This window comes from Photorhabdus laumondii subsp. laumondii (assembly GCF_003343245.1).
In the GTDB taxonomy this organism is placed as follows: Bacteria; Pseudomonadota; Gammaproteobacteria; order Enterobacterales; family Enterobacteriaceae; genus Photorhabdus; species Photorhabdus laumondii.
Genome location: NZ_CP024901.1, coordinates 1,009,837 through 1,035,934, shown reverse-complemented (window position 1 = coordinate 1,035,934; position 26,098 = coordinate 1,009,837). Strand labels below are relative to the sequence as shown.

Below are 26,098 nucleotides of genomic sequence, written 5' to 3'. Positions count from 1 at the left end.
ACGATTAGCCTCATCCCTGAGGCCAATCTCTTTATATCTCAGAAAAATTTAATCATAAAACTGACTGATACTCTCTTTTTCTTGGCCGGATACGATGACGTTTAACAGTCGTTCATAATATATAGCCATCCTATCAATGACTGCTTCTGTATACAGTTCCGGATTGTAATGGAGTTCACACTTGATATTTTGTGGCATGTATAAGAAATTCATCCCAAGTGATTCAAAAGGAATTATTTCGGTATCTATCACTTCCACCTCAAGATTTGGCAATGATAATTTTTCATCTTTAGACATGTCGATAAAATCATAGAAATTTTGTGCATCCAAATAGTTAAACAGAACGTTAAATATATTATCCCTCGCCTTTTCCCCCACCACGTCAATCACAACAGACATGTGGATATTAGCATTCTCTATGGCGCGATGAATAGACTGACTAACCTGCTTAATGATTTCTTGTAGGCTCATTTCCTGATTAATATTGGATTTTACTATCAAGTCACCCAAGAATAACCCTATTGTTTGATGGCTTTCGATGCGAGTTCGGTCAGCTTTTGGTGAGGTAACAATAAGTTGTGATTCACCGGAGTACATAAAAAGACAAGTGTGGAACAAAGCCATAAATAACATATAAGGTGTGATTTTGTGAGTTTCACAATATTGTAAAACAGCTTTATCCAGCGAATCAGGTATTTTGATATGATGGGCATGAGATCGATATTTTGAAGCCAGATGCTTTCTGAAAGAAACAGGAAAATCGCGTTCTGAATTAACATCAGCAAATTGTTGTTGCCAGAATTTAATTTGTTTTTTAGCTACTTCAGTCACATGGATTTCTTGTAAGTCATAAACATAACCAGAATATTGCATGGCAACGGGTGGCAATGTGTTTTCTTGCCCCTGTGAATAAGCGGTATATAACTGTTTAAACTCATTCATAATGATATTGACAGACCACCCATCGGAAATAATATGGTGCACATCAATCAATAATACCGTGATTGTTTCCGAAACAGGCAGTAGAAATGTCTTGATTAATGGACCATTATAAACATCAAAAGGTGTTCTTAATTTCTCTTGCCAGAGTTTATTAATTTCAATAATAATTTGGTCTCTCTCGATTCCTCTTGGTAACGCTTCGATAACTTGAAGATTGATTTTCATACTGTTATCAGGCTGCATGAAAATTTGCCCATTTTCTTGATAAAACTTAAAACGTAAACTTTCATGTCGCGCTAAGATGGTATTTAAACTTTTTTCCAACGCACTGCGATCCAATTCTCCTGCCATCAGCAAAGTAATGGGTACGTGGAAACTGTCCTCCAACAACGCTTCTTGCACAAAATACCAATACATTTTCTGACAATAAGAAATCGGCATTTTTCCATCAAATGCATTGTGATCAGATATATTGTGTGTTGTCTTCGGTGCAGATATTTCATGCTTATGACTGTGACGAATCACACTTGCAATCTGAACAATAGTTGGATTTGCAAACAGCTCATGCATATTGAAATTATTGGTTAACGTATTTCTTATGGAAGCGGTTATCTTAACTGCCAAGAGTGAATGACCACCGAGTGAGAAGAAATTATCATAAATACCAATTTGATTGATTTTTAGATGTTCTTGCCATAACTGACAGAGTTTTTCCTCGATTTCATCTCTCGGTGCGATATAAGCCTGACGACGTAAATCATTTTCATTCGGAATAGGTAACGCTTTTTTATCCACTTTATTGTTTAAATTCAGTGGAATGCGTTCCAATGGGATATAGAAACTGGGCACCATATAATCCGGCAGTTGTTTTTTCAAAGCGGATTCCAGTAGCTCTGCGAGTTCTCCACTAATAGCAGGAAGTTGCGGATAATTAGCTAAATGCGTTTGGCTATAACCTAAACGTGCCTGTACTTGAGGTAATTCACCACGGCTGAAAATCACATCCAGTAAATCAAGCTGCTGCTGTGACCATGTAAGTTCACACTGGTAGCCGCACTGTTCCGCATATTGAAGTAAGGATTCGAGGGCCAAAACTTGCTCTGCGGCTTCTGGAGAAAAACCGCCGACATCTTTTGGTAGAAAAATAATCTGATTAGATGGCCAATGGCGTAGACCTTCCGCTAAATCAAAATCATCTTTGATACGGGCATTAGGAATACCAGAGACACCAAATGTATCGAATTTCCCTGTCTCCAACACATGATAAAGATCTTCAATAGAGTTAAAATCGCACCAAGTTAGGGGTAAATTGCAACATAATTCCGCATTTTTATCGCACTTGTGTAATATCACTTCATAACGATAACGCAGCATTTCATTGTCGCCAACACCACGTTTAACCAAAATATCCACTCTTCCAATTTCAGGGTAACGCGTCGGCAATTGTGCAAAATAGGTTGGACTCAATAAAAACTCTTTTTCTTTCTGTAGACGCTGTTGAATACGGTTTGCCAACGTACCCACCGAAATACGTTGCCCATTCAGGCGATTTTTCTCGATGGCTGTTACATGTGCAGTTAACAAATCTAAATTACGGATGTCTCCTAGCAGAATTTTTCCCCCGGATTTAACCGCGGGTAATAACTGGGTAATGACTTTTTCCAGATACTGAATATTGGGGAAGTATTGAACAACGGAATTAATCACAACGGTATCGAACTGATCAGGCGTGATAGTGCCCAAATTCAGTGCATCTCCCCTTCTTAGCTCCACGTGCGACCAGCCACGCTGTTGCAAAATCTTCTGGTGACGCGCCAATACCTCCGCTGAAATATCCGTGGCTAATACTGATTCGCATCGTCCAGCGTAACGATATAGCAATAAGCCCGATCCACAACCAATTTCCAATAAGCTGCTGGGATGCAGGGATTCAATCCGCCGCATGGTACCCACTCGCCATTCTTCCAGTTGGTCCAATGCGATTGGCTGTTCGGTATAAGTATTTATCCAACCATAAAAATCACTATTGTTATCGCTCTCATCGGTAGTATCGGTAACAATATTTTCTGTTATCTCCCGCCGATACTGACCATTAAAGATCTCTGTCCAGCTTTCAATGTAATCGGCATTAAAATCGGCTGCTTTCTCCGCCAGCCAATTGGTACTCGGGCAAACATAAGCAATGAGTTTCCTCTCTTCACTGTTATGACCATCAACGATCACGGCAGCATTACTTAAAATCTCCTGCCCCGCCAGCACCGACTCGATTTCCCCCAATTCAATGCGATGGCTGCGAATTTTGATCTGCGAATCCCGGCGGCCAATGAATTCCAACTCACCTTCCAGCGTCCAGCGTACTAAATCACCGGTACAGTAAAGTCGGTCTGCCGGGTTGGTACTGAAAGGATCTCGGATAAACTGTTTTTCCGTGATATCCGGTGCATTACGGTAGCCACGCGCCAGTTGCATGCCACCAATATGCAGTTCCCCGACAGCGCCAAGAGGCAGCAGATTACCGTCGGCATTCAGGATTCGCATCACGGTATTCGGCAACGGTTTTCCAATCGTCACTCGCTTATTTGCTGTTAATAAGGCAGAGGTCACAATCGAAGTACACTCTGTTGGGCCATAAACGTTAAACAGCTTTCTGCCCTGCGACCACTGCGCGGCGATATGCGGTGCCACGGCTTCCCCTGCCAGCAACAAGGTTGAAACTGTGCGCCACTTGTTGAAATCCAAATGAGGCAACAGCGCTGGCGGGAGTACGGCATGGCTAATGTGGTACTTTTCAACCATCTCATCCAACCATTCAGGCGAGCGGCGATGTGTTTCTGCAATCAAATACAATGTAGCGCCATAGGCCAAGGTCATTGCCATTTCCAACACTGCGGCGTCGAAGCTCCAGGAAGCAAACTGCAACCCGCGAATATCAGCATCCGCACCAAATAACGCGGCTTGTGCCTGCGCCAGATTCACCCACCCCTTGTGCTCCAACATCGCGCCTTTTGGTCGGCCGGTAGAGCCAGAGGTATAAATGACATAGGCCAGATGATTTTCTGTCAGGGGCACCGGACGATGAACGATATTGCCGGTAGGCAGGTTTTGTACATATAAATGTACCGTTTCAGCATCCAGACAGATAACGCGTTGCTGACTGATAGGCAATTTATCAACCAGCGGTGTTTCGGTCAGGATAACTTCAGCCCCGCTGTGCTCCAGCATGTATTGCAGGCGTGCTTGCGGATAACTGGCATCCAAAGGCACATAAGCACCACCCGCTTTGAGGATGCCCAGCAGTGCAATCACTGTTTGCAACGACCGGGGAAGGCAAATTGCAACCAAGGTATCTGGCTGGATACCTTGCTCAATCAGGTAATGCGCCAATTGATTGGCCTGAACATTAACCGCCTGATAACTTAAGGTTTCCTCACCAAAAACCAGCGCGGTTTTTTCAGGATTCAGTGCCACCTGTTCTTCAAACAGCTCATGGAAGCAACGCCCTTGTGGATAATGGTTCTGCGGCCCATTTAATTCATGCAGTAAAATATGCTTTTCAGCTTCTGACAATAATGGGAGTTCATGAATGGAGGGCTCTTTATTGACTGAGTCATCTGTCATTACCTCAACAATGCCAGAAAGCAAGGTTGCGTAATTGGCGATAAATCTTTCAATGGTATTACTATCGAACAGACTGGTATTTGAAATCCATACTATAGATAATTCGTCTGTCTGTTCTTCTTCAAAAACATGGATTTCCAAATCAAACCGAGTTGTTCTGAGTAAATTATCCCCGAGTTCAATAATATCATCCTGTCCCAGTATTGCGTCACGTTGGTTATTCTGTACTGCAAACATGATCTGAAATACCGGATTATAATTTAAGCTTCGTTCCGGGCTGAGCTTTTCCACCAACATCTCAAACGGCAAAGCTTGATGTTCATAAGCATCTAGGATGGTACGGCTGTTCTGTTTTAATAATTCACTGAACGTCGGCTGACCGGATAAATCTGTTCTAATAACCAATGAATTAACAAAAAAACCGATCAGAGGTTCAATATCAGGATGTTGTCTGCCGGCAATAGCTGTTCCAACCAGAATATCTTTTTCATTGCTATAGCGGCTCAGTAATACGGTAAAAGCCGTTTCCAGGAACATAAATAGTGTAACGTTATGTTTGGTGCATAATGCTCTAATTGCTTGGGTAAGATGTGCTGAAATACGCTGTAGATGAAGCCGTCCTTCAATATTTTGTTTTTCCGGACGTGGATTATCCAGCGGCACACGGTGGACGGGTGAAATTCCAGCTAACTGATTCTGCCAGTATGTCAGTTGTTTTTTCAGCACATCACCTTGCAACCAACTCTGTTGCCACTGGGCATAATCGGCATATTGAATTCTCAGCGGCGGTAGCGGATTTGCCTTACCCTGACAATAAGCTTTGTATAATGTGAAAAATTCATGGAGAAATATTGCCATCGACCAGCCATCGAAGGCGATATGATGTATCGTATAAATAATAAGATAATCATCTTCTGCCAATTTTATTAACCGGACGCGCAGCATCAAATCGGTATTCAGGTTGAAAATTAGATTTTCTTCTTCCTTACTAATTTGTTTTACCTGATCGTTTTTCTCAGTTTCAGACAACGCAGATAAATCATGATCTGTAATCGGTAAATCATAATCCGCGGCAATAAATTGCCGCGGTTCATTATTGATGATTTTAAAATGGGTACGCAGGACTTCATGGCGTTCAAGTAATGCCTTAACGGCTGCCTCAAACGCCTCTATGTTAATGGATTCCCGCAGCCTGAAATCCCCCATACAGTTATATTGGCGACTACCTCCATCCAGTTGATCAATAAACCATAGTCGTTGTTGGGCAAATGAAAGCGGATAATGTTCTGCTTTACCATCACGCTGAATATCTTGCAAAAAGTGATGCGTTTGAGTTTGCTCTTCTGCATCAAGCTGGTTCAGAAAATCAATCAACTCCTGTTTATGCTGTTTCCATTCACTGAGCAACTCGGGTGGAATACTGCTGCGGCGAGTCTCGTATTGCAAACGATTATCAGTAACGAACAGAGTAATTCCCTGCTCTAAAGATTCATTGATAATTCGCGCGGCATTTCTCATATATCACCTTTCAATAGTTCTTGCGTTGTTTCTTTCCCAGCCTGGAAATGTTTTCTTTTTTCTTTGATAAGATGAATAGTGACCACCTGTGATAACTGCTCAAGTGTCGGGTGTTCAAAAACACTTCTCAACGGAACTTCTATTTCTAATTCGTTACGTATTGAACTAATAAGGCGGGTCGCTTGAAGTGAATGTCCACCCAATGTGAAGAAATTGTCATAGATGCCTACTTGGCTGACATTCAATAACCGCTTCCATAACTGACCAATCTTAATTTCTATTTCATTTCTTGGTGCCACATAGTTTTGTCGGCGTAAATCATCTTCATTTGGGATCGGTAACGCTTTTTTATCCACTTTGTTATTTAATGTGAGTGGCATTCGTTCCAGTGGAATATAGAGACTTGGCACCATATATTCTGGCAGTTGCTGTTTCAGTGCGGATTCGAGTAATTCTGACAGTTCCCCACTGATGGCCGAAATTTGCGGATAATTAGCTAAATGGGTTTGATTATAGTCAGCACGTGCTTGTACCGGCGGTAACTCTCCACGACTAAAAATCACATCCAGCAAATCAGGTTGCTGTTGTGACCATGTAATGCCGCATTGATAACCACATTGTTCAGCGTATTGCAATAAGGATTCGAATTCCTGAACCTGTTGTAATGCCTGTGGGGAGAAACTGCCAACATTTGCGGGTGGCGTTATCATCTGATTGGCTGACCAGTGACGCAGCCCTTCTGCCAAAGTGAGGTCATCTTTAATTCTGGCGTTGGGGATACCTGAAACACCCAATATATCCTCGGTGCCCATCTGTAACAAATTACGCAGACTGTCAAAAGAATCGAAATGATGCCAATTTGAAAACAATTCATTACAAGATTTGGTCTTTTCACCTCTTTTGTGCAATATGACATCGTAACGATAACGCAACATTTCATTGTCGCCGATGCCACGTTTAACCAGAATATCAACCCGACCAATTTCGGGGTAACGCTCCGGTAATTGGGCAAAATAAGTTGGACTGAGTAAAAACTCGGGTTCTTGTTGTAAACGCCGCTGAACACGGTTCGCCAGCGTCCCTACCTGAATACGCTGCCCGTTAAGATGACTTTGCTCTATTGCTGTAGCATGGGCGGTTAATAGATCTAAATTGCGGATATCTCCCAGCAAAATTTTCCCACCCGCTTCCACCGCCGGTATTAACTGTTCAAGTACTTTTTCCAGATATTGAACATTGGGGAAATATTGGATAACCGAGTTAATCACGACAGTATCAAATTCATCAGCGCTCAATGTTCCTAAGTTGAGCGCATCGCCTCTTCTGAGCTGCACATGTGACCAGCCACGTTGTTGCAGAATATGTTGATGCCGATTTAAAACCTCAGCCGAAATATCGGTCGCCACCACTGATTCGCACTGTTCAGCATAGCGATACAACAATAATCCGGTACCACAACCAATTTCCAGTAAGCGATGAGGATGCAGGGCTTTAATCCTGTGCATGATTCCTGTTAACCATTCCTCCATTTGCTCAAGGGCAATCGGCTGTTCAGTATAGCTGTTCATCCAGCCGCCGAAATCACTGTCTGATGCAACTACATCACCTTTCTGAGTGCTCTCTTTTTGAGTACTATTCGTTGTAGGTTTCGTTGTAGGTTTCGTTGTGGTTTGACGGTACTGATCATCAAAAATTTCTGTCCAGTTCTCAACGCTGCTTGCGTTAAATTCAACCGCTTTCTCACCTAACCACTCTGTACTTGGGCAGACATACGCAATGAGTTTTTTATCTTCATCTTGACCATAAGCGACCACAACAGCACTACTTAAAGCATCATGCCCGGACAAAACTGTCTCGATTTCACCCAACTCTATGCGGTGACTACGGATCTTAACCTGAGAGTCAACACGGCCGATAAATTCCAATTGACCATTCGGTGTCCAACGCACTAAATCGCCCGTTCGATAAAGCCTGTTTTCCCCGCCATCCGTTGAGTGTGGGCTGAATGGATCACGGATAAACTGCCTTGCTGTGATTTCCGGTGCGTTTCGGTAACCACGTGCTAACTGAATACCGCCAATATACAGTTCCCCGATAACGCCCATCGGAGCCAAATTACCTTCCGGATCAAGAATACGCATCACAACGTTAGGCAACGGTTTTCCAATCGTAATCTTCTCGTCAGTGAGTAAAGCTGTGGTGACAATGGATGTACATTCTGTCGGGCCATATACGTTAAACAGTTTTCTATTCTGTGACCAACGAACAGCAATCTGTGGTGGTACTGCTTCACCCGCCAAAAGCAAAGTTGAGACAGAACGCCATTTATTAAAATTCAGATGAGGAAGCAGTGCCGGTGGTAGTACCGCATGGGTTATCTGATGTTTTTCAACCACTTCATCCAACAGTTCAGGGGAACGCCGTTGGGTTTCGGAAATCAAATAGAGTGTTGCGCCATAGGCCAATGTCATCGACATCTCTAAAATCATGGCATCAAAACTCCAGGAGGCAAACTGCAACCCCCGGCAATGTGAGTCAATGCCAAATAAATCTGCTTGCGAGAATGCCAGATTAACCCACCCTCTATGTTCCAGCATCACCCCTTTCGGTTTACCGGTAGAACCGGAAGTATAAATCACATAAGCTAGATGATTTTCCGTGAGCGGAAGTGGACGCTCAGTAATATTATCTGTAGGCATATGTTGTAGCTGAGACTGTACCGTCTCTGTATCCAAACAAATCACTTTCTGCTGGCTGATTGGCAGTTTTTCAACCAGGTGAGTTTCGGTCAGGATGAATTCGACTTCACTGTGATCCAACATATATTGAAGGCGGGCTTTCGGATAACTGGGGTCTAACGGTACATAAGCGCCACCTGCTTTAAGAATACCCAATAATGCCACAACAGCTTGCAATGACCTTGGTATGCAAAATGCAACCAACGTGCCCGGTATGATCCCCTGTTCGAGCAGATAGTGAGCCAATTGGTTAGCTTGTTCATTTAATGACTGATAACTCAGGGTGTCATCGCCCAAAATCAGTGCATTTTTTTCAGGGTGTTGTGATACCTGATCTTCGAAGAGTTCATGGAAACATTTCCCGGTCGGATAAGGAATTTGTGGCCCACTCCATTCATGCAGTAAGGTATTCCGTTCAGCATCCGCCAATAATGGAAGGTCATGAACGGACGGCTCGCTGATACCCGCATGATGCTTCATCACATCAACAATATTAGTCAGCAAAATTTCGTAATTGGCGATTAATCTGTTAATGGTCGCATTTCTGAACAGGCTGGTGTCAGAGATCCATCCAATGGATAACTCACCTTCGTCTTCTTCATAGATATGAACTTCCAAATCAAATCGGGTGGTCAGCAGAGAACGTTCTTTAGATGTCACGATGCTATCCTGCTCCAGCGTTGTATCCCGTTGATTATTCTGTACTGCAAACATGATCTGGAAAATAGGATTATAATTTAAATTCCGTTCTGGGCTGATTTTCTCCACCAGCATCTCAAAAGGCAGGTCTTGATGTGCATAAGCATCCAGGATCGTACGACTATTTTGTTTTAATAACTCACTGAATGTCGGCTGACCGGATAAATCCGTTCTGATCACCAGTGAATTGACGAAAAATCCAATCAAAGGCTCAGTGTCACGGTGTCTTCGTCCGGCAAGCGGCATGCCAACCAGAATATCCTTTTCACTACTGTAACGACTCAACAACACAGCAAAAGCCGTTTCCAGAAACATAAATAACGTCACTTCATGTTTGGCGCACAGTGCTCGTATTTCTTGGGTCAACGCTTTTGAAATACGTTGTGGATGAACATTCCCTTCAAAATTTTGTTTTTCTGGTCGAGGATTATCCAATGGAAAACGGTGAAGAGGAGAAATAGCTGATAATTGGTTTTGCCAGTAATCCAGTTGTTTTTCCAGAATATCCCCTTGCAGCCAATCCCGTTGCCATTGTGAATAATCAGTATATTGAACGGGTAATGGTGGCAGAGGATTACCCTCGCCTTGGCAATAAGCACGATATAATGTCAGCAGCTCACTGATAAAGATTGCCAGCGACCAGCCATCACAAGCGATATGATGAATCGTATAGAGAATGAAATAATCATCATCTGCTAATTTTAGCAACCGAATACGCAGCATCAGGTCAGTGCTGAGATTAACAGCTTGTTTCCACTCTTGCTCACCGAGTTGTTTAACCTGTTGTTGCTGCTCAAATTCTGCAAGTGTGGACAGATCATGTATGGTAATCGGCAAATCATAAGCAGTCGCGATAACCTGCCGGGGCTCATTATCAATAATTTTGAAATAAGTACGCAGCGATTCATGACGTTCAAGTAATGTTGCTATAGCCGCCTCAAAAGCGTTGAGATTGAGCGACTCTCTCAACCTGAAATCACCTGTGCAGTTATATTGCGGACTGCCTTCGGTGAGTTGATCGATTAACCACAAACGCTGTTGAGCAAATGAAAGTGGGTAATGTTCCGCACGATCATAACGCGGAATACCTTGCAGTCGGTGAGTGTCCGAATCCTCTTCTGAATCGATTTGCTTCAGGAAATCAATCAATTCTTGTTTATATTGTTTCCATTCATTAAGCAGTTCCGAAGGAATGCTGTCTCGGCTGGTTTTATATTTCAGTTTGTTATCAATAACAAACAGAGTAATTCCTTGATTTAAAGCTTCATTGATAATTTGTGCCGCATTTTTCATATATCACCTTCCAATAGTTTCTGTGTTGTCTCTTGTCCAGCCTGGAAATGCTTTCTTTTTTCTTTAACCTGATGAATCGTGGCGATTCGTGCTAATCGCTCCAGTGTTGGATGCTCAAAGACACTGCTCAACAGTATTTCAATGTTTAGATCATTGCGTATTAAGCTGATAAGGCGGGTTGCCTGAAGAGAGTGACCACCCAGCACAAAAAAGTTGTCATAAATGCCGACTTGACTAACGCCCAACACTTCTTGCCATAACTGACTGATTTTTCTCTCTACTTCATTTCTTGGCGCGACATAACCTTGTTGGCGGAAATCATTTTCATTTGGAATAGGCAACGCTTTTTTGCCCACTTTGTTATTTAACGTGAGTGGCATTCGCTCTAGCGGAATATAAAGGCTTGGCACCATGTATTCTGGTAATTGTTTTTTCAGTGCTGATTCAAGTAGCTCAGAAAGTTCAGCTTTAATATCGGAGGATTGAGAAACGTTGTCGGTATTAAATTTTAGCCCTTTTTTATCCAGCCAATCTTTGGTTGGACAAACATAGGCAATCAATCTTTTATCGTTCCCATAAGTCATAACCGCAGCACTGCTTAAAGCATCATGCCCGACCAGTACAGTTTCGATTTCTCCCAACTCAATCCTGAATCCTCTAATCTTGACTTGAGAGTCAATCCGGTCAATAAATTCCACACTACCATCAGGCAACCAACGGGCTAAATCTCCCGTTCGGTATAAACGTTGGGATTGGGATTTGCCCGTCAAATCAGTCATAAATTTCGTTGCGTTTGTTTCAGGAGAATTCAAATACCCGCGTGCCAGTTGGATGCCGCCAATACATAATTCCCCGGCAACACCAACAGGAACTAAATTGCCTGATGGATCAAGAATACGGATAACGGTATTAGGCAATGGTTTCCCAATCGTAATTTTGTCATCCGTTAATAAGCCCGAAGTCACAATAGCAGTACACTCTGTCGGGCCATAGACGTTGAACAGTTTTCTGCCCTGTGACCAACGAACGGCGATCTGTGGTGGTACCGCTTCCCCTGCTAAAAGTAAGGTTGAAACGGAACGCCATTTGTTAAAGTCTAGGTAAGGCAGCAAAGCGGGTGGTAATACAGCATGGGTAATCTGATGTTTATCAACTAACTCATCCAAATATTCAGGGCTATGCTGTTGAGTTTCTGAAATTAAATAAAGTGCAGCTCCATACGCCAGTGTCATCGATATTTCTAAGATCATGGCATCAAAGCTCCAGGAAGCGAACTGCAATCCCCGGCTATATGAATCAACACCAAATAAACCCGCCTGCGAAAGTGCCAGATTTACCCACCCCTTATGTTCCAACATAACTCCTTTCGGTTTACCCGTAGAACCAGAGGTATAAATAACGTAAGCCAGATTATTTTCCGTTAGTGGGAATGGGCGTTCAGCGATATTGTCCGCAGGCATGTGCTGCAATTGTGATTGTATTGTCTCAGTATCCAAACAGATGACTTTCTGTTGGCTGATTGGGAGTTTTTCTATCAGATTTGTTTCGGTCAGAATGAACTCAGCTTCGCTGTGTTCTAACATATATTGAAGACGGGATTTCGGATAGCTGGGATCTAACGGCAAATAAGCTCCGCCGGCTTTAATAATCCCCAGTAGCGCGACTACAGCGCGTATTGAACGAGGAATACAGAGCGCGACCAATGTTTCTGGTTTGATCTTTTGTTCTATCAAGTAGTGAGCAAGTTGGTTAGCTTGTTTATTTAGTTCCTGATAACTTAATGAATTGCCGTCAAAAATAACGGCTATTTTTTCAGGATACCGCGCAGCTTGTTGCTCAAATAGTTCATGAAAACAGCCGCCATGCTGGATATGATCCTGCGGGCCATTCCATTCATGTAATAAAGTCTGTATTTCAGCTTCTGCTAACAGAGGAATATCATGGACAGAGGGTTCCTTGTATATCAGATCGGAACCAATGCATGGCTTCATGACACTAACAATATTAGCAAGCAAGGTTTCATAATTGGCGAGTAATCTTTCAATAGTCATATTGTTGAACAAGCTGCTGTCATAAACCCATAACAGGGATAATCCCCCCTCCTCTTCTTCATAAATATGAATTTCCAAATCAAATCGGACTTTCAAAAGCAGACGTTCTTCAAACTCAATATTATTATCCTGCGCCAGTACCGTATCACACTGAGTATTCTCCAGAGTAAAAGCGATTTGGAATATCGGGTTATAATTTAAGTTTCGTCCCGGACTCATTTTTTCTACCAGCATTTGAAATGGCAGATCTTGATGTGCATAAGCATCCAGAATAGTGCGACTGTTCTGCTTTAATAATTCACTGAAAGTGGGCTGGCCGGATAAATCCGTTCTGATCACCAGAGAGTTAACAAAAAAGCCAATCAGAGGCTCAATATCATGGTGCCTTCTCCCTGCAAGTGGTGTTCCGACCAGAATATCTTTTTCATTACTGTAACGACTCAACAATACGGCAAAGGCTGTCTCCAGAAACATGAATAATGTGACTTCATGTTGGTGACATAATACTCTTATTTCTTGTGTCAAATCCTTTGAAATACGTTGTTCATTAAGCCGCCCCTCAAAACTCTGTTTCTCTGGTCGTGGGTTATCCAGTGGAAAACGGTGAAGTGGAGAAATACCTGATAACTGGGTTTGCCAATAATCCAGTTGTTTTTTCAGAATATCGCCTTGCAGCCAATTTCGTTGCCATTGAGCATAATCGGTATATTGGATTTTAAGTGGCGGTAATGGGGCTATTTTTCCTTTACTATACGCGCGATATAAGGTGATAAGTTCATTGACAAAGATCTCTATTGACCAGCTATCACAGGCAATATGGTGAATGGTATAAATAATCACATAATCATTTTCAGCCAGCTTTATCAGGCGAATACGCAACATCAAATCAGTACTGAGGTTAAAAACCAAGTTATCTTCTTCTTTACTGAATCTTTTGATTTGAGATTCTTGCTCAGTTTCAGAGAATGCGGTCAAATCATGTCGTGTAATGGGTAAATCATAGCAATGTGTTATGACTTGCCGTGGCTCATTATCAATAACTTTAATATGGGTACGTAACGCCTCATGACGCTCAAGCAATGTTTTTACCGCAGCCTTAAAAGCGTTGAAATTCAGTTGCTCCCGTAATCTCAAATATCCGGGACAATTATATTGAGGACTACCTTCGGTAAGTTGGTCGATAAACCACAGGCGTTGTTGAGCAAATGAGAGTGGATAATGTTCTGCATTGCCATCACGTTGGATATTCTGTAATTGATATGTTTGAATTTCTTCTTCTGCATCGATCTGGCTCAGGAAGTCGATCAACTCTTGTTTATAATTTTTCCATTCATTGAATAATTCCGTCGGAATACTATCACGGTTAGTTTCGTATTGTAATCGATTATCAGCAACAAACAGAGTAATTCCTTGATTTAAAGCCTCATTCACAATTTGCACTGCATTTTTCATATATTTCCTTGAAAATATAACATCAAATTATTTATATAAGTGATTATTTATGACGCTCGTAATTGTAAAATAACGAATTTCTAATCATGTTAGCATATGGACATCGAAAATCATTATCTAAGTTGTTTGATTTTATTATCAAAAACAGTGAGAAAATATGAAGGTTTTTTTAATAGATGAGCAATATAAAAATCACACCTAAGTTAATAACCATTTAAAAATATAATAGGAATATTCTATTTATCAATTAACTATTTACCTGCTATTAATATAAATCTGCATCTAAAAAACATTAATCACAAAAATAACTGATATTCTCTTTTTACTGACTGGACATAATGGCATTCATTAATCTCCCATAATATCGGAGTAAACTATCAATAGCTTCTTTGGAATAGAGTTATGGATTATATGCAAATTCAAATGTTATATTTTTGGGCTTGTTGATATAAATCGCCCCAAGTGATTCGAAAGGAGAAGGTCTTACGAATTGCATCCAAGGATTTTCTAGAACAAAAGATCAAGCCTGCAATAGTCCAATTTCTTGCAAAATAGCATCCACGTTGGAGCGCCATGCTGCCGCGCCAGCCAAAGAGTTGAACGAAAGAATAGTCAGGCCGAAGAACCGGAAACAGGCTCAAGATGAAGCTGATAAATCAGCATCGGCAAGCACATAATCCCCATCTGCATCAAGCCCTCTCACACAAATGTCCTGTAATGCAGGGCTTTTTTAATAACAACTCCTAAGCTGCCTATATTTATAGCTTGTTTTCGAAAATAAGGATTTCAATATTAGATATTCAATCTCAAATTTGTATCAACTAGATCAATCAACGATTTTGGTACACCAAAATCAGCGGCTACCTTACTCCAAGCAGAGACTTTTTCTATGGTTTCCTCAATAATCCCATTGACCATTTTTTTGGTGAATAGTGGGCTTAGTTTCTCCAATGAATAAAAATCTTGCCGAGTGAAGTTGTCTCTTTTACCATTTAAACTCATCCAGTGACTGCTAACCCATCTACTGTCAGGCTTGTAACTGTAGGCTAAATCGTAAGCCGGGGCCAAATCCCATTTTTTGCCTTTTAATATAAACGCGAAGTTTTTAGCGTGATCATCATGATTTCTAGCAATGATATTAAAGCACATTCTTCTTAGTAGCTGTTCAGCAGCCTTAGCCGATAGTTTTAGCTGCCTAGCAACAAAGAAAAGTTCTGCGTAGGAGAAGGAGCCTGGTTTTTTATAGTCAACGTGAGCAAGTCCATTTAATGTTTGGACATGGATTTTTTTATTCCCCAGACGATCAAAACGCTGTGTGATAAAGTGACGCCTATTGCCTTCATGGAGTAATCGGCAAGGCATCATGTCTATACCGCAGTCTTTTGCCATCAAATGGTATACATATTCCATTGCTCCAAAGCCTAGTGGATCACCAAAGGTTTCCTGATTTTTGTTGTGCTCACTGACACCATCAAATTTCATAAGATAGTGAATAAAACCGTCAGGAACTTTAACTTGACCAGAGCGAACCTGAGTAAAATCCTCATTAAAGGCTAATACAGCTTTGGGTCTGGCTCCGCCAGCACTCATACCCACGGAAAGTAATGACATCATGGCCTCGCGATCTTCCTGACCATTATTAATCAACTCAGCAGTAAAATTTCCACGGGAGTTAAGAATTTCTTGGGCAATAGAAACCAATGAACCTATTTCTACTTGTTTTGAGGAAGTAAGATTTCTCATTTTGGTTGCTGGTGCGTATTCAAGAGCGCCCATCCCCCTTTTCCCAGTATATTGAAGTCGCTGCAAAGGTGTAATGTCGTTAGGAGATTTACCTTGAGCTGCAACCCATGCATTGAGTACAGCGTTGCCAAAATCATCTGGCAATGAGTCTGCAATCAATCCAGGTAGCCCTTTAAACGTGTGGTAGTCCAGTTCTGGAAAACTGTAGATTTTATTTGACAAAGGCATTTTCAACGGAGACAGTTCGATCCCTTTAGCGATAAAGCTGGGGTCGTACTGAAATAAGCCCAAGTTTTTACTAGGGTCAAAACTCATCGCACCAACTTCATGTTGATTGTAAATTACGTTGATAACTTCCATTACCATTCTGGCGTATCCTCTTCAATATGGTTTTTTCTAAGACCAGATGCCCGTTGTCGTTTTTTTCCCTGAAGTTTAGCGAGTTGAATAGGAGATATACTTTGTTTGGGAAGAAAAAGATCTAATTGTTCGGTTAAGTTTAATGCTGCCATAATGGCAACAAAAATCTCTAATTGGACTTTACCTTTTTCAGCATTCAGTACAGTTTTTCTTGTGACGCCTAAAAGCTCAGCAATTTCAGCTTGAGTCAGATCATTGTTTAGTCGAGCTTGTTTCAAGCGTTCTCCCAACTCTTCTGCAATTGCTGAAGCTGTTTTTTCATGTAACATCATAACGCTCCCATAATGACACATTAAAGCCGTTATTATCTATAATGAGCAATTATAAGCACATTACATATCAATCACAACCTTATATGCTAATGTCCTATTAAAAGGACATTATAGACTTTAACAGCAGTAATATCCTATATATGGAACATTATGAGATGAGTTGATATCGGTAGAAACTGAATGCACGCGTCATTGGATTAACCCGATGGAATGGCAATTGATTTGGGTAAACATAGCGGGGCCGTTCTTCATCGATCAATGTCAGCGTGACATGTGTTAATTTCTTGCTGGTCCGGTTAAAAGCCAGAAATATCCCCTCTTTCTGCATATCTAGCGACACATAATCGTCACCAGAATCTCCTCTAGGCTTACTCTTATAAGGAATTAACCCTTCATCAAAAATTTCCTGATAAGATTTACCCAGGCTGCTTATTAACGCCTCTACATTTATCGTCACTATTTATATAACCTCTTTATTTATATCTGACCTATAGCATATAAACATGGATAATGGTTTATTAACTGCTATTAAATGAAAGTAGAAAAATATTCCAGAAAGCGTTTATACAATATGCTCAAAGATTAATGCATGTACCCGTAAATCAGCCAAATAGAGAAAACGAATTTCTGTATTAGGATATTGCTCACTCAACTTACGTGTATAAGAATCATATCCACCAACCATGCCAATGACAGGGATCTTTTCTGGGCCATCAGCAGAATCTGGTTCCCCCATAAGTGCTCTAACAATTGTTCTATCCACTGAATGTGAAAATGGATAAGGTATTTCTCCATTATATGCACCGTTATTGTCATAGATATTAATCAATGTGAACTGTCTCGATTTTAGCCGCTTCGAAACATCATCAAAAACAAGTCTCATACCTGATTCAGGTTTATAAAAAAACTCCTCATCTCCTTCAAAGAAATATTCAAACTTATTAGCTGGAATAATCTCTTTTTCAATTATTTGTTCTGCTGTTTGTCCCAAATTATCAATTAACTCTTTAATGTTAAATAAGATTCTAAAATAGTGCTATATCTTATACCACTCATAATTCCATATATAACAATGGGTTGAAGAAGGCCATGTGTAGCGGAATTATGAAACGCTATTTAATTGCCATTATTTTCATAACCTCTGTTCTTGATTAAGCTAAGGCTATATTCCCAGCTCAAAAACCAACCATCTAACACGCAAATCAGCTAAATATAATCGCGGAAATCTTTTTCCTAATTTACCGAATCCCTTTTATTTTTTGAAGCCAGGTTTTCCGTTTTTAGCTCGCCATTCTTTTATAACTTTAAGCACACCTCCTGGACTATCTTCAACTCCATTTTCTGGGTAAAAAATTAGTCCATTTCGTCTGGGGTGATCGGTAATTATCTCAATATGTTTTACTAAACTGTGATATTCGTTCTCAGTTTTACATTCACCATCGAAGATTTTATTCAGCAGAACTAAAAATTCAGCTTCTGTATAATCTTCCAACTTATTTTTCAGTTCCATTCTACTTTACCTCTTTATTTAAATGAGTTGGCTATTAAAACGGTTCCCCTCTTATTATTGACTACCAACGTACTTCTGATGTAGGTAAGAATGTCACTGATATAACTTGCTCCAATAGATCATAATCAAACTTCATACTGGTCGGAATACGAAAATCCAGCAATGAATATAACTCAGTCCAGCCAATGTCTTTTTTGAGCCTTTTTCTCGGTGGAAGAAATTTTTCTGGTTTGCCAAATTGTTCATGAACCCACTGTCGGCACATCAATGGAATTAATGGTGAAGGCAACTCATTAGTAAACTGGTATAAAGAATTCTTCTCGTCAAACAAAGTTAATGTAATTTCTTTTAATCGCTTTCCTTCCCGATGGAAAGACAGAAAAACGCCTTCTTTAACCATATCCAAGCATACTATACTATCACCGGCAAACCCTGTTGGTTTAGTTTTATAAGGAATTAGTCCCTCATCATAAATATCTTGGTAGGTTCTACCTAAACTATTAATTAACGATTCAACATTAACCGTCATTATTTTTACATCCCCTTCTCTGATATATCTTCCACTTAGATTTTCAAATTTTTCACAGGAAAAATTATATTTCCCTCTCAAAAACCAATCCTCGAACACGCAAATCTATTAAATATAGGACACGAATATTTGTATTGGGGTATATAAAGTGAAGTTTACGAATATAACAATCATGTCCGCCGACAACACCAATAACAGGAATTTTTGTTTCCCCTGAGGTAACATCAGGTTCGCCTAGCAAAGCTCTAACAGCAACTTTATCCATTGATAGAGTAAACGGAGGAGGCATTTCCCCATGATACATTTCACTATTTCCAGAACGTCCAGAAATACTAATCAGTGTAAATTCAACTGACCTCAATTTTCTCGATTTATCATCGAATACCAAGATAAGACCAGCCTCAGGCTCATAATTAAACGTATCAGCTCCTTCAAAAAGGTATTCAAATTTTTTATCAGAAATAAGTTTTTTTTCAACTAATTGTTCCACCGTTTGTCCTAAACTTTTAATCATCGTCATAATATCTGCCATTATTCCCCCTTTTCAGATAGAGTGTTGAAATTCTGCATGTGTTCCATTTCTTGATCGCCCCGCAAAATTTCTATACAAATCTACTTCAAACAATTTCACCGGTGGTTTACTCAAATACACATACACCGGCGGCATATTCGGAATAGGAAATACCAGAATATAATCGCGGAAATCCTTTTCTTCCGAAATCGGTAGCGATTCAATATCAGTATGATAGTTGTGAGGTATTCACTTTGATTGTGATGAAAAGGATTTTTATAATCCTTTTCATCACTTACTCAATCTCTATTTTTTAAAGCCAGGTTTGCCGTTTTTGGTTCTCCATTCCTTTACTACTTCAAGCACACCTTCAGGACTATCTTCAATGCCATCTTCTGGATAGAAGATTAAATCACCGCCAGAGGGGTGTTCTGAAATTCTTTCAAATTCATCTATAGCTTCTGATTCTTCCTCCTCTGTTCGAAAATTTCCATTAAATATTTTCTTTATCAAGGATAAAAATTCATTTTCAGTAATATTCATTACATTATTTTCCATAGTTTATTCACCTCCAACTATGTAGTTCACCATGTCTCTTTGGCGTAACAACACTAATGTTATCAACATTATAAACATCTCCACCTTTAGAAATAGGCTTTTTATGATGTAATTCGTATTTTTTCTTTTTTCCTTTCCATTCGTCTTTCCTTGGAGCTGGAGCTTTTCCTTTTTTCATATTTCCCATATTCGCAGTTTTAAATTGCTTAGAAAACTCAGGGTCATTAGCAACTTCTTTCCAAAACGCATTTCTGAAATTATCAAAGTTATTAAACTTCCTCCCACGCAACTTATCTGCTATCTGACTGGGAATTGGTGCTCCCATATCTTGCCCTGCTCGACTTAACCAGTTTCCTTCGATTTTTTGTCCCCGACCAGTTACCACTCCCGGTTGATTCCGAGGAATATTAAACATCACATAGATCGGCTCCATGCCTGAATCGGCTGGGAATACCAGAATATAATCACGGAAATCTTTTTCCTACGTTACGGGCAGCGATTTAATATCGCTATCCACTTTACCAAAGACAAATAATTAGAAATCACACTTCACTCAAATTTTTTTAAACGTTATATTACTCACCTTCTGATCTGTAGAATACGCAAAAATTATTCGTGTATTTGGGTATTGATCGCTCATCCGGTCAATATAAGTATCCCATCCTCCAACCATTCCAATAACTGGCAATTTAACAGCACCCTTTGTCTCTGATGGCTCTCCTAACACAGATTTAACCTTTGTCTTATCCATTTCAGACAAAAATGGGGGCGGCATTTCACCTCTATAAATCTTCATCCTTGGCCCAGACGTAATTAGAGTAATACCGACTGAGATTAACAACCTTGATTTATCTTCAAAAACTAACGTTAATCCATCCTCTGGCATACAGAGAAATTCATCGTCTCCTTCAAACAAATATTCAAACTTTCCTGTCGGGATAAGTTGTTTTTCAATTAATAAATCTGCTGTTTTCCCTAAGCTATTAATAAGCTCCTTAATACTCATGCCTAACCTCTAGCATACAAGCACGGATAATGGTTTACTAGCCACTATCCGCCGATTATAGTATGTAAAAAAGCTCTCTTCTCAGATAGTGTTGAAAGTAAGAGCTCTCACTCGATAATAAGCATCATAAATAAAAATGACTTCCACGTTTGGACAAGATTTTATACGATTTATATAAGCATCGTATCCACCAATAACACCTATAACCGGTGCTTCTATCATATCTTTTGACTCCATAGGTTCTCCATATTCAGCTCTTATCATTGCCTTATCCATTAAAGGTAAAAATGGATAAGGCAAACTACCATTATATTCATCATGATCACCATGTATATCAATTAGAGTTATCTGGACTGAATTCAATTGCCTAGATTTAGAATCAAAAACTAATGTGATTCCTTTTTCAGGTTCGCAATTGAACGATTCATCCCCTTCAAAATGAAACTTAAATATTCCTTTAGATATCTCACCATCTTCAACTAACGTTTCAGCGGTTCTTCCAAGACATTTAATTAATTTCGTAATGTCAGCCACTATTTATACCACCCTTGTTCTTTATTCAGTTGGTGTAATTCTTCTCGTGCCTTGTTCAACTGATCATCTGTATAGCCTTCTTCTCGTAGGCCGGGAACTTGAGCATCAAAATTACTGTCTACCGCCACTCTAATATCTGATGCGTCTTTAACTTGTTTCGCCTTTGTATTCCTGCCCTTATAAGTTTCACTATAGCCTCTGTGAACCCTATGAGGGATAGCTATGGATACACCACTATTGAGTATCTTATCTATGTCTTTATCTGTTGCAGCCTTACCTAACTTATTTTTTAAAAACAATTTCAACGCTGCCTTAGAAGGAATATGATCAATATCCAACCCATCATTACGGCTACGTCCAGCCAGATCCTGATATTCTCCCACTTCCAACGGTTTCACCGGTGGTTTACTCAAATACACATACACCGGCGGCATATTAGGAACAGGGAGGATCAGAATATAATCACGAAAATCCTTCTCTTCCGGCATAGGTAACGATTCAATATCGCTGCCCACTTTCTCCGGGATCGGCAACACGGTTATTTGCGACGGAATAAACGGCTGTTCTTCATTCCCGGTATGGGCTGGCACCTTGAATTCCTGTTCGTTCGGCGTCCATAAAATCGTCGGCCGGTATTCCCCCGGTTCCCAAAACTCGTAATTACCGGTGGTCCGATTCAGCGTCATCATGCGAACCGGTACTTTATCCAAGCCGCCTTCCGGGCTGACGTGATATCCCTGAACCGTCATCCTGCCGCTTTTTTCATCTCTGATCCAGCGAAAACGTACACGAGTTGGCGCTTTACCGTACTGTTCCGCTATCTGTCTCAGGCGAGACGGATCTAAGTAATCCTCCTCACCCTCATTCAGCTTAGGTGAATAAAACAGCCCCATTAATCCAACTGTCACCGGATTCGGCGCCGCTAGCCAACGTCCTGCACTGATAGCGCCGCCGCCAATGTAACGCATCACCAGCGTTTCCCCTTCCGCTACCGCGCTACGAGCAGTGGCGGCCACGGCAGCAGCAGCCGCTTCGGCTTTATCTTCACCACCACGGAACCACCGTTTATACCACGGTAATTTTTTATCCTGCGGTTTATCCGGTTCAGACGGCTGTTTCTCACCTTGCGGAGGCGGTTCTGGTTTTTGCGGCGTCACCGGAGTGGGAGATGACGGAACCTGATATATCGCCACTCTGCCGAAGTTATCCGCCGGTTCGGCTTCGGTTCCGGCATCGGTACAACCTTTACCCCGTAAGCAGGATTTCGCAAACACCGGTATCGGAGGCTCTTTAGTCACAGGAGGTGCGGGCTGAACGTTTCTCGCTTCCTCCACCGGCGACGAGAAATTTTGGGTCGCCATATTAACAGGGGATGTAGCCCGATTATTGGGTTGCTCCTGCTTCTCATAGCTGTCCATCTCCGAATTGATAAACCTAGCCCGACAAGGGCAAGTACTCACACTGTCCAATGTGCCAGCCAACTTACGTCCCATATCAAACACATCTGATACACCACCGACAATCGTATAACTACCGGGATGTTTGCCACAGGTGACCTTATCTCCTTCACGAGCGGTTGCCCGTCCATTAAATGTCATGGTGTGGTCACCGGTAATAATCTGTCCGCCACAGGTTGTCTTATCACCAACAAGCAAGAAATATCCTATTGCCATTATTCATCTCTCCATTGATTTACAGTATGGAGAGTGGATCTAATTGAAATTATCGTCATATCATTATCACCATGAGTTAATACGAATGATTAATAATTCATCACATTTCGCTTAGAAAACATATAGGAATATTCTGAAAATTGCTGATTTTATTGCCCCAAACAGGTGTAAAACATCATGTTTTGAAACAATTTATAAACAATTACATAACACAAGCAGATAATCACCGCCATTGCGATGATCATATATCCCCTATGGATTTCAAGATGGATCGCGACGGCAAGGGAGCGAATCCCCGGTCACATAGCGAACGATGTGACCGGGGTGAGTGAGCGCAGCCAACAAAGAGGCAATTTGAAAGATGACAGGTATAAAGTCGAAAAAATAATGGTTCGGTATGTTTGGAAAGCCGTTAAACTCAGAAAATCAAAACGCTGACCATTAAAGATCAGCGCTTTGTCATTCATCTCAAATCAAATATTGATTATTGGCCAAACATCTCTCGCAACCAGCCCGGTGCTTCTTCTTGCTGTTGAACCGGTGCTGATACCGCTGTTTGTTGGCACAAACTCTGTGGATCATAAGTCCAAACCGGTAATGTTCGCCAACCACTGCCACTACAGCTAAAGCTGCCATCCTGATTAACCGCCATATCGACAATGCCTTCCGGTGGAATGTTATTCAACATCAGCGGCGTCTGATTTTCCAGATAACGGCGATATACATTCAACGCCCCTGTAGCGCCTGTCAGATTGGTCGGTCCGTTGTTATCGCGACCAACCCATGCGATCACCACTTCTTTACCATCGATTCCGGCAAACCAGCTATCACGCAGATCATTGGTAGTGCCCGTTTTACCCGCCAGATTATAACGACCAAACTTAGCATTCAGAGAACGAGAAGTTCCATTCGCCACCACCTGCTGCATACCATATAGCGTCAGATAAGCCGCCTGAGCCGGTACAGCCCGTTCAGCCTGTGGGTAACTCTGATATATCACGGTGCCATCCTCCGCGATGACAGAACGTAACGCGGAAAGCGTCGCACGATTGCCGCCACTCGTCATCGTCTGGTATTCCTGCGCCACTTCTAAAGGTGTCAAGCTAAGAGAACCCAGTAACATGGCTGGAACCTGTTGAATCACTTCCTCCGGTACGCCAAGCCGGATCAATGTGTTGCTGACATGATCAAGACCAACTGCCAATCCAAGATTCACCGTAGGAATATTCAATGAATTCGCCAGCCCATCTATCAACAGGACACGTCCACGGAAACGACGGTCATAATTTCTCGGTTCCCAAACCTTGCTGTTCGGCTGTTTTACCGCAAGAGGTTCATCCGACAGCCAAGTATTCAGTCGAAATTGATCAGGCTCACTCAATGCCGCCAAATAAGTCGAAGGTTTTGCCAGTGAACCAATTGAACGACGCGCCATCATTGCTCGGTTAAATCCAGCATACTGCGGTTGAGAACCACCAACCATCGCCCTGATTTCACCACTGATGCGATCGACAATTACCATTGCTCCTTCAAGGTCAGCAATTTTGCGAGTTTTTCTCAGACTGGCAATCCCCTCTTCTACTGCGTTTTCAGCCGCATCTTGAGATACTGGGTCCAAAGTAGTGAAGATTTTCACGCCGGACAGATCATTCACTCTATCCCCCAGTTTGTCCTGCAACTCCTTACGAACGAGCTGCATAAACGCCGGTTGCGGGGTAATAACACCACCTTTCGGTTTTACCCCCAGTGGACGAGCACTTAATAATTTATAAAGATCTTCATCAATAATTTGCTGGTTTTGTAACAGCTTGAGCACCACATTACGACGCTGGAGAGTGAGTTTAGGATTGCGCCACGGATTATAGAGTGAAGCGCCTTTCACCATACCAACCAGCAACGCCTGTTGATCCAAACTCAATTCATCCACGGGACGACCAAAATAGTAGAGGCTCGCCAGCGGAAATCCTCGGATCTCCCCATCACCACTTTGGCCTAAAAAAACTTCGTTCAGATACAGTTCGAGAATCCGATCTTTGCTGTAACGATAATCCATCAGCACAGCCATATAGGCTTCATTAGCTTTACGTACCAAAGTGCGTTCATTGGTCAGGAACAGGTTTCTCACCAATTGTTGCGTCAGGGTACTTCCCCCCTGAACCGTGCGCCCGGCAGTCAAGTTAGCCAGTGCTGCACGCCCAATGGAAAGAATACGGATGCCATCATGTTGATAGAAATGGCGATCTTCCGTCGCCAGCAAGGTGTTAACCAGTAAATCAGGGAAACCAGAACGCGGCACAAATAGCCGCTGCTCCCCATTGGGAGACTGCAACATGGTAATCAGCTTCGGATCAAGGCGGAAGAACCCAAACTGACGCTGATTTTCCAGATTTTCGATCCCCGCCAAACGGTTATCACTGAAAGTTAGCAGAGCGTGGATCTGCCCCTCTTTGCTGTCTGGGAAATCAAACGGACGACGCAACATTTCAATGGTTTCACCTCTGACAGAAAACTCTCCGGGACGGGTAATTTTCGTCACCTGGCGATACTGCATCCCTTCCAGCAGATGTACCATCTCTTTCTTACTGTAGTTCATGCCCGGTTCAAGATTGACCATGCGGCCATAGACCGCCGCAGGTAATTCCCAGACTCTCCCATCAATGCGATCGCGGATTTTGGCATCCAGATAGACACCATAAGCCGCCAATAATACGGCAAAAATAATGAATATCTTGAATAACAACCAGAACCAACGCCACTTTTTCTTAGGTGGACGGGAATACATTCCTTTCTTTGTCATGAGTTGATCCTCTTCATCATCGTAGTCCTCATCTTCATAGCCATTATCATCATCCAACAGATACCGTCTTTTTATTGACCGTTTACGGCGGGATACCCATTTTTTGCCTTTACGTCCGATTGGTTGACGATCTTCACCAGACATTCCAAAATTCTCCGAAACCGTTTAGATGCTATTATTGGGTTTTCATATTTTTTAATGAATTTATTCGCCGGCAAAAACAAGGGTTAAACT

16 protein-coding genes and 1 pseudogene are annotated in these 26,098 nt (G+C 41.6%); all 17 read right to left on the bottom strand.

What is annotated here, in order from left to right; all coding sequences use genetic code 11:
* Positions 1-48 precede the first annotated feature (48 nt).
* The 17 genes and pseudogenes from PluTT01m_RS04635 to mrcB all read right to left on the bottom strand — a co-directional run bounded on the left by PluTT01m_RS04635 (position 49) and on the right by mrcB (position 26,008).
* Positions 49-6,078: a non-ribosomal peptide synthetase gene (locus PluTT01m_RS04635; protein WP_011145264.1), complete on the bottom strand. Its 6,030-nt coding sequence runs from the start codon at positions 6,076-6,078 to the stop codon at positions 49-51.
* A complete protein-coding gene (locus PluTT01m_RS04630; RefSeq protein ID WP_011145263.1) occupies positions 6,075-10,808 on the bottom strand; it encodes a non-ribosomal peptide synthetase in 4,734 nt (1,577 codons plus the stop codon). Before PluTT01m_RS04630 ends, PluTT01m_RS04635 begins: the two co-directional genes overlap by 4 nt.
* Positions 10,805-14,311 (bottom strand): non-ribosomal peptide synthetase, encoded by a 3,507-nt coding sequence (locus PluTT01m_RS04625; protein WP_011145262.1) that lies wholly within the window; start codon positions 14,309-14,311, stop codon positions 10,805-10,807. The genes PluTT01m_RS04630 and PluTT01m_RS04625 overlap by 4 nt, the downstream gene beginning before the upstream one ends.
* Before the next feature lie 792 nt (positions 14,312-15,103).
* Positions 15,104-16,420, bottom strand: coding sequence for a type II toxin-antitoxin system HipA family toxin (locus tag PluTT01m_RS04620; RefSeq protein ID WP_011145261.1), 1,317 nt, complete (start codon positions 16,418-16,420; stop codon positions 15,104-15,106).
* Positions 16,414-16,746 carry a helix-turn-helix transcriptional regulator gene (locus PluTT01m_RS04615; RefSeq protein WP_244213450.1) on the bottom strand — a complete coding sequence of 111 codons (333 nt, stop codon included), beginning with the start codon at positions 16,744-16,746 and terminating at the stop codon, positions 16,414-16,416. Before PluTT01m_RS04615 ends, PluTT01m_RS04620 begins: the two co-directional genes overlap by 7 nt.
* Before the next feature lie 148 nt (positions 16,747-16,894).
* Complete coding sequence (locus tag PluTT01m_RS04610) at positions 16,895-17,203, bottom strand: DUF6392 family protein (RefSeq protein ID WP_011145259.1); 309 nt, start codon at positions 17,201-17,203, stop codon at positions 16,895-16,897.
* Positions 17,204-17,308: 105 nt separating this feature from the next.
* The gene (locus PluTT01m_RS04605) at positions 17,309-17,758 is read right to left on the bottom strand and encodes a DUF6392 family protein (RefSeq protein ID WP_255562933.1); all 450 of its coding nucleotides are present in this window, start codon (positions 17,756-17,758) and stop codon (positions 17,309-17,311) included.
* 240 nt (positions 17,759-17,998) lie between these two features.
* Complete coding sequence (locus tag PluTT01m_RS04600) at positions 17,999-18,256, bottom strand: bacteriocin immunity protein (RefSeq protein ID WP_011145257.1); 258 nt, start codon at positions 18,254-18,256, stop codon at positions 17,999-18,001.
* A gap of 61 nt (positions 18,257-18,317) precedes the next feature.
* The gene (locus PluTT01m_RS04595) at positions 18,318-18,785 is read right to left on the bottom strand and encodes a DUF6392 family protein (protein ID WP_011145256.1); all 468 of its coding nucleotides are present in this window, start codon (positions 18,783-18,785) and stop codon (positions 18,318-18,320) included.
* 64 nt (positions 18,786-18,849) lie between these two features.
* Entirely contained in the window at positions 18,850-19,317 is a 468-nt protein-coding gene (locus tag PluTT01m_RS04590) for a DUF6392 family protein (protein WP_011145255.1), read from the bottom strand.
* 18 nt (positions 19,318-19,335) lie between these two features.
* Positions 19,336-19,527: pseudogene (locus PluTT01m_RS04585) on the bottom strand (S-type pyocin domain-containing protein); the annotation flags it as partial.
* 75 nt (positions 19,528-19,602) lie between these two features.
* Positions 19,603-19,854, bottom strand: a complete 252-nt coding sequence (locus PluTT01m_RS04580; protein WP_011145254.1) for a bacteriocin immunity protein — start codon at positions 19,852-19,854, stop codon at positions 19,603-19,605.
* A 7-nt stretch (positions 19,855-19,861) separates the two neighbouring features.
* A complete protein-coding gene (locus PluTT01m_RS04575; RefSeq protein ID WP_071824155.1) occupies positions 19,862-20,287 on the bottom strand; it encodes an HNH endonuclease signature motif containing protein in 426 nt (141 codons plus the stop codon).
* A gap of 120 nt (positions 20,288-20,407) precedes the next feature.
* A complete protein-coding gene (locus tag PluTT01m_RS04570; protein ID WP_011145253.1) occupies positions 20,408-20,860 on the bottom strand; it encodes a DUF6392 family protein in 453 nt (150 codons plus the stop codon).
* Between the two features lie 81 nt (positions 20,861-20,941).
* Positions 20,942-21,394 carry a DUF6392 family protein gene (locus tag PluTT01m_RS04565; protein ID WP_011145252.1) on the bottom strand — a complete coding sequence of 151 codons (453 nt, stop codon included), beginning with the start codon at positions 21,392-21,394 and terminating at the stop codon, positions 20,942-20,944.
* Positions 21,394-23,067, bottom strand: coding sequence for an S-type pyocin domain-containing protein (locus PluTT01m_RS04560; RefSeq protein ID WP_011145251.1), 1,674 nt, complete (start codon positions 23,065-23,067; stop codon positions 21,394-21,396). The genes PluTT01m_RS04565 and PluTT01m_RS04560 overlap by 1 nt, the downstream gene beginning before the upstream one ends.
* A 484-nt stretch (positions 23,068-23,551) precedes the next feature.
* Positions 23,552-26,008: a bifunctional glycosyl transferase/transpeptidase gene (mrcB, locus tag PluTT01m_RS04555; protein ID WP_011145250.1), complete on the bottom strand. Its 2,457-nt coding sequence runs from the start codon at positions 26,006-26,008 to the stop codon at positions 23,552-23,554.
* Positions 26,009-26,098: the final 90 nt, after the last annotated feature.

Bases quoted from the DNA above. Each gene is read 5' to 3' on its own strand.
- PluTT01m_RS04635 (WP_011145264.1), bottom strand. From the start codon at position 6,078: ATGAGAAATGCCGCGCGAATTATCAATGAATCTTTAGAGCAGGGAATT.
- PluTT01m_RS04630 (WP_011145263.1), bottom strand. From the start codon at position 10,808: ATGAAAAATGCGGCACAAATTATCAATGAAGCTTTAAATCAAGGAATT.
- PluTT01m_RS04625 (WP_011145262.1), bottom strand. From the start codon at position 14,311: ATGAAAAATGCAGTGCAAATTGTGAATGAGGCTTTAAATCAAGGAATT.
- PluTT01m_RS04620 (WP_011145261.1), bottom strand. From the start codon at position 16,420: ATGGTAATGGAAGTTATCAACGTAATTTACAATCAACATGAAGTTGGT.
- PluTT01m_RS04615 (WP_244213450.1), bottom strand. From the start codon at position 16,746: ATGATGTTACATGAAAAAACAGCTTCAGCAATTGCAGAAGAGTTGGGA.
- PluTT01m_RS04600 (WP_011145257.1), bottom strand. From the start codon at position 18,256: ATGGAACTGAAAAATAAGTTGGAAGATTATACAGAAGCTGAATTTTTA.
- PluTT01m_RS04595 (WP_011145256.1), bottom strand. From the start codon at position 18,785: ATGACGGTTAATGTTGAATCGTTAATTAATAGTTTAGGTAGAACCTAC.
- PluTT01m_RS04590 (WP_011145255.1), bottom strand. From the start codon at position 19,317: ATGGCAGATATTATGACGATGATTAAAAGTTTAGGACAAACGGTGGAA.
- PluTT01m_RS04580 (WP_011145254.1), bottom strand. From the start codon at position 19,854: ATGGAAAATAATGTAATGAATATTACTGAAAATGAATTTTTATCCTTG.
- PluTT01m_RS04575 (WP_071824155.1), bottom strand. From the start codon at position 20,287: ATGGAGCCGATCTATGTGATGTTTAATATTCCTCGGAATCAACCGGGA.
- PluTT01m_RS04570 (WP_011145253.1), bottom strand. From the start codon at position 20,860: ATGAGTATTAAGGAGCTTATTAATAGCTTAGGGAAAACAGCAGATTTA.
- PluTT01m_RS04560 (WP_011145251.1), bottom strand. From the start codon at position 23,067: ATGGCAATAGGATATTTCTTGCTTGTTGGTGATAAGACAACCTGTGGC.
- mrcB (WP_011145250.1), bottom strand. From the start codon at position 26,008: ATGTCTGGTGAAGATCGTCAACCAATCGGACGTAAAGGCAAAAAATGG.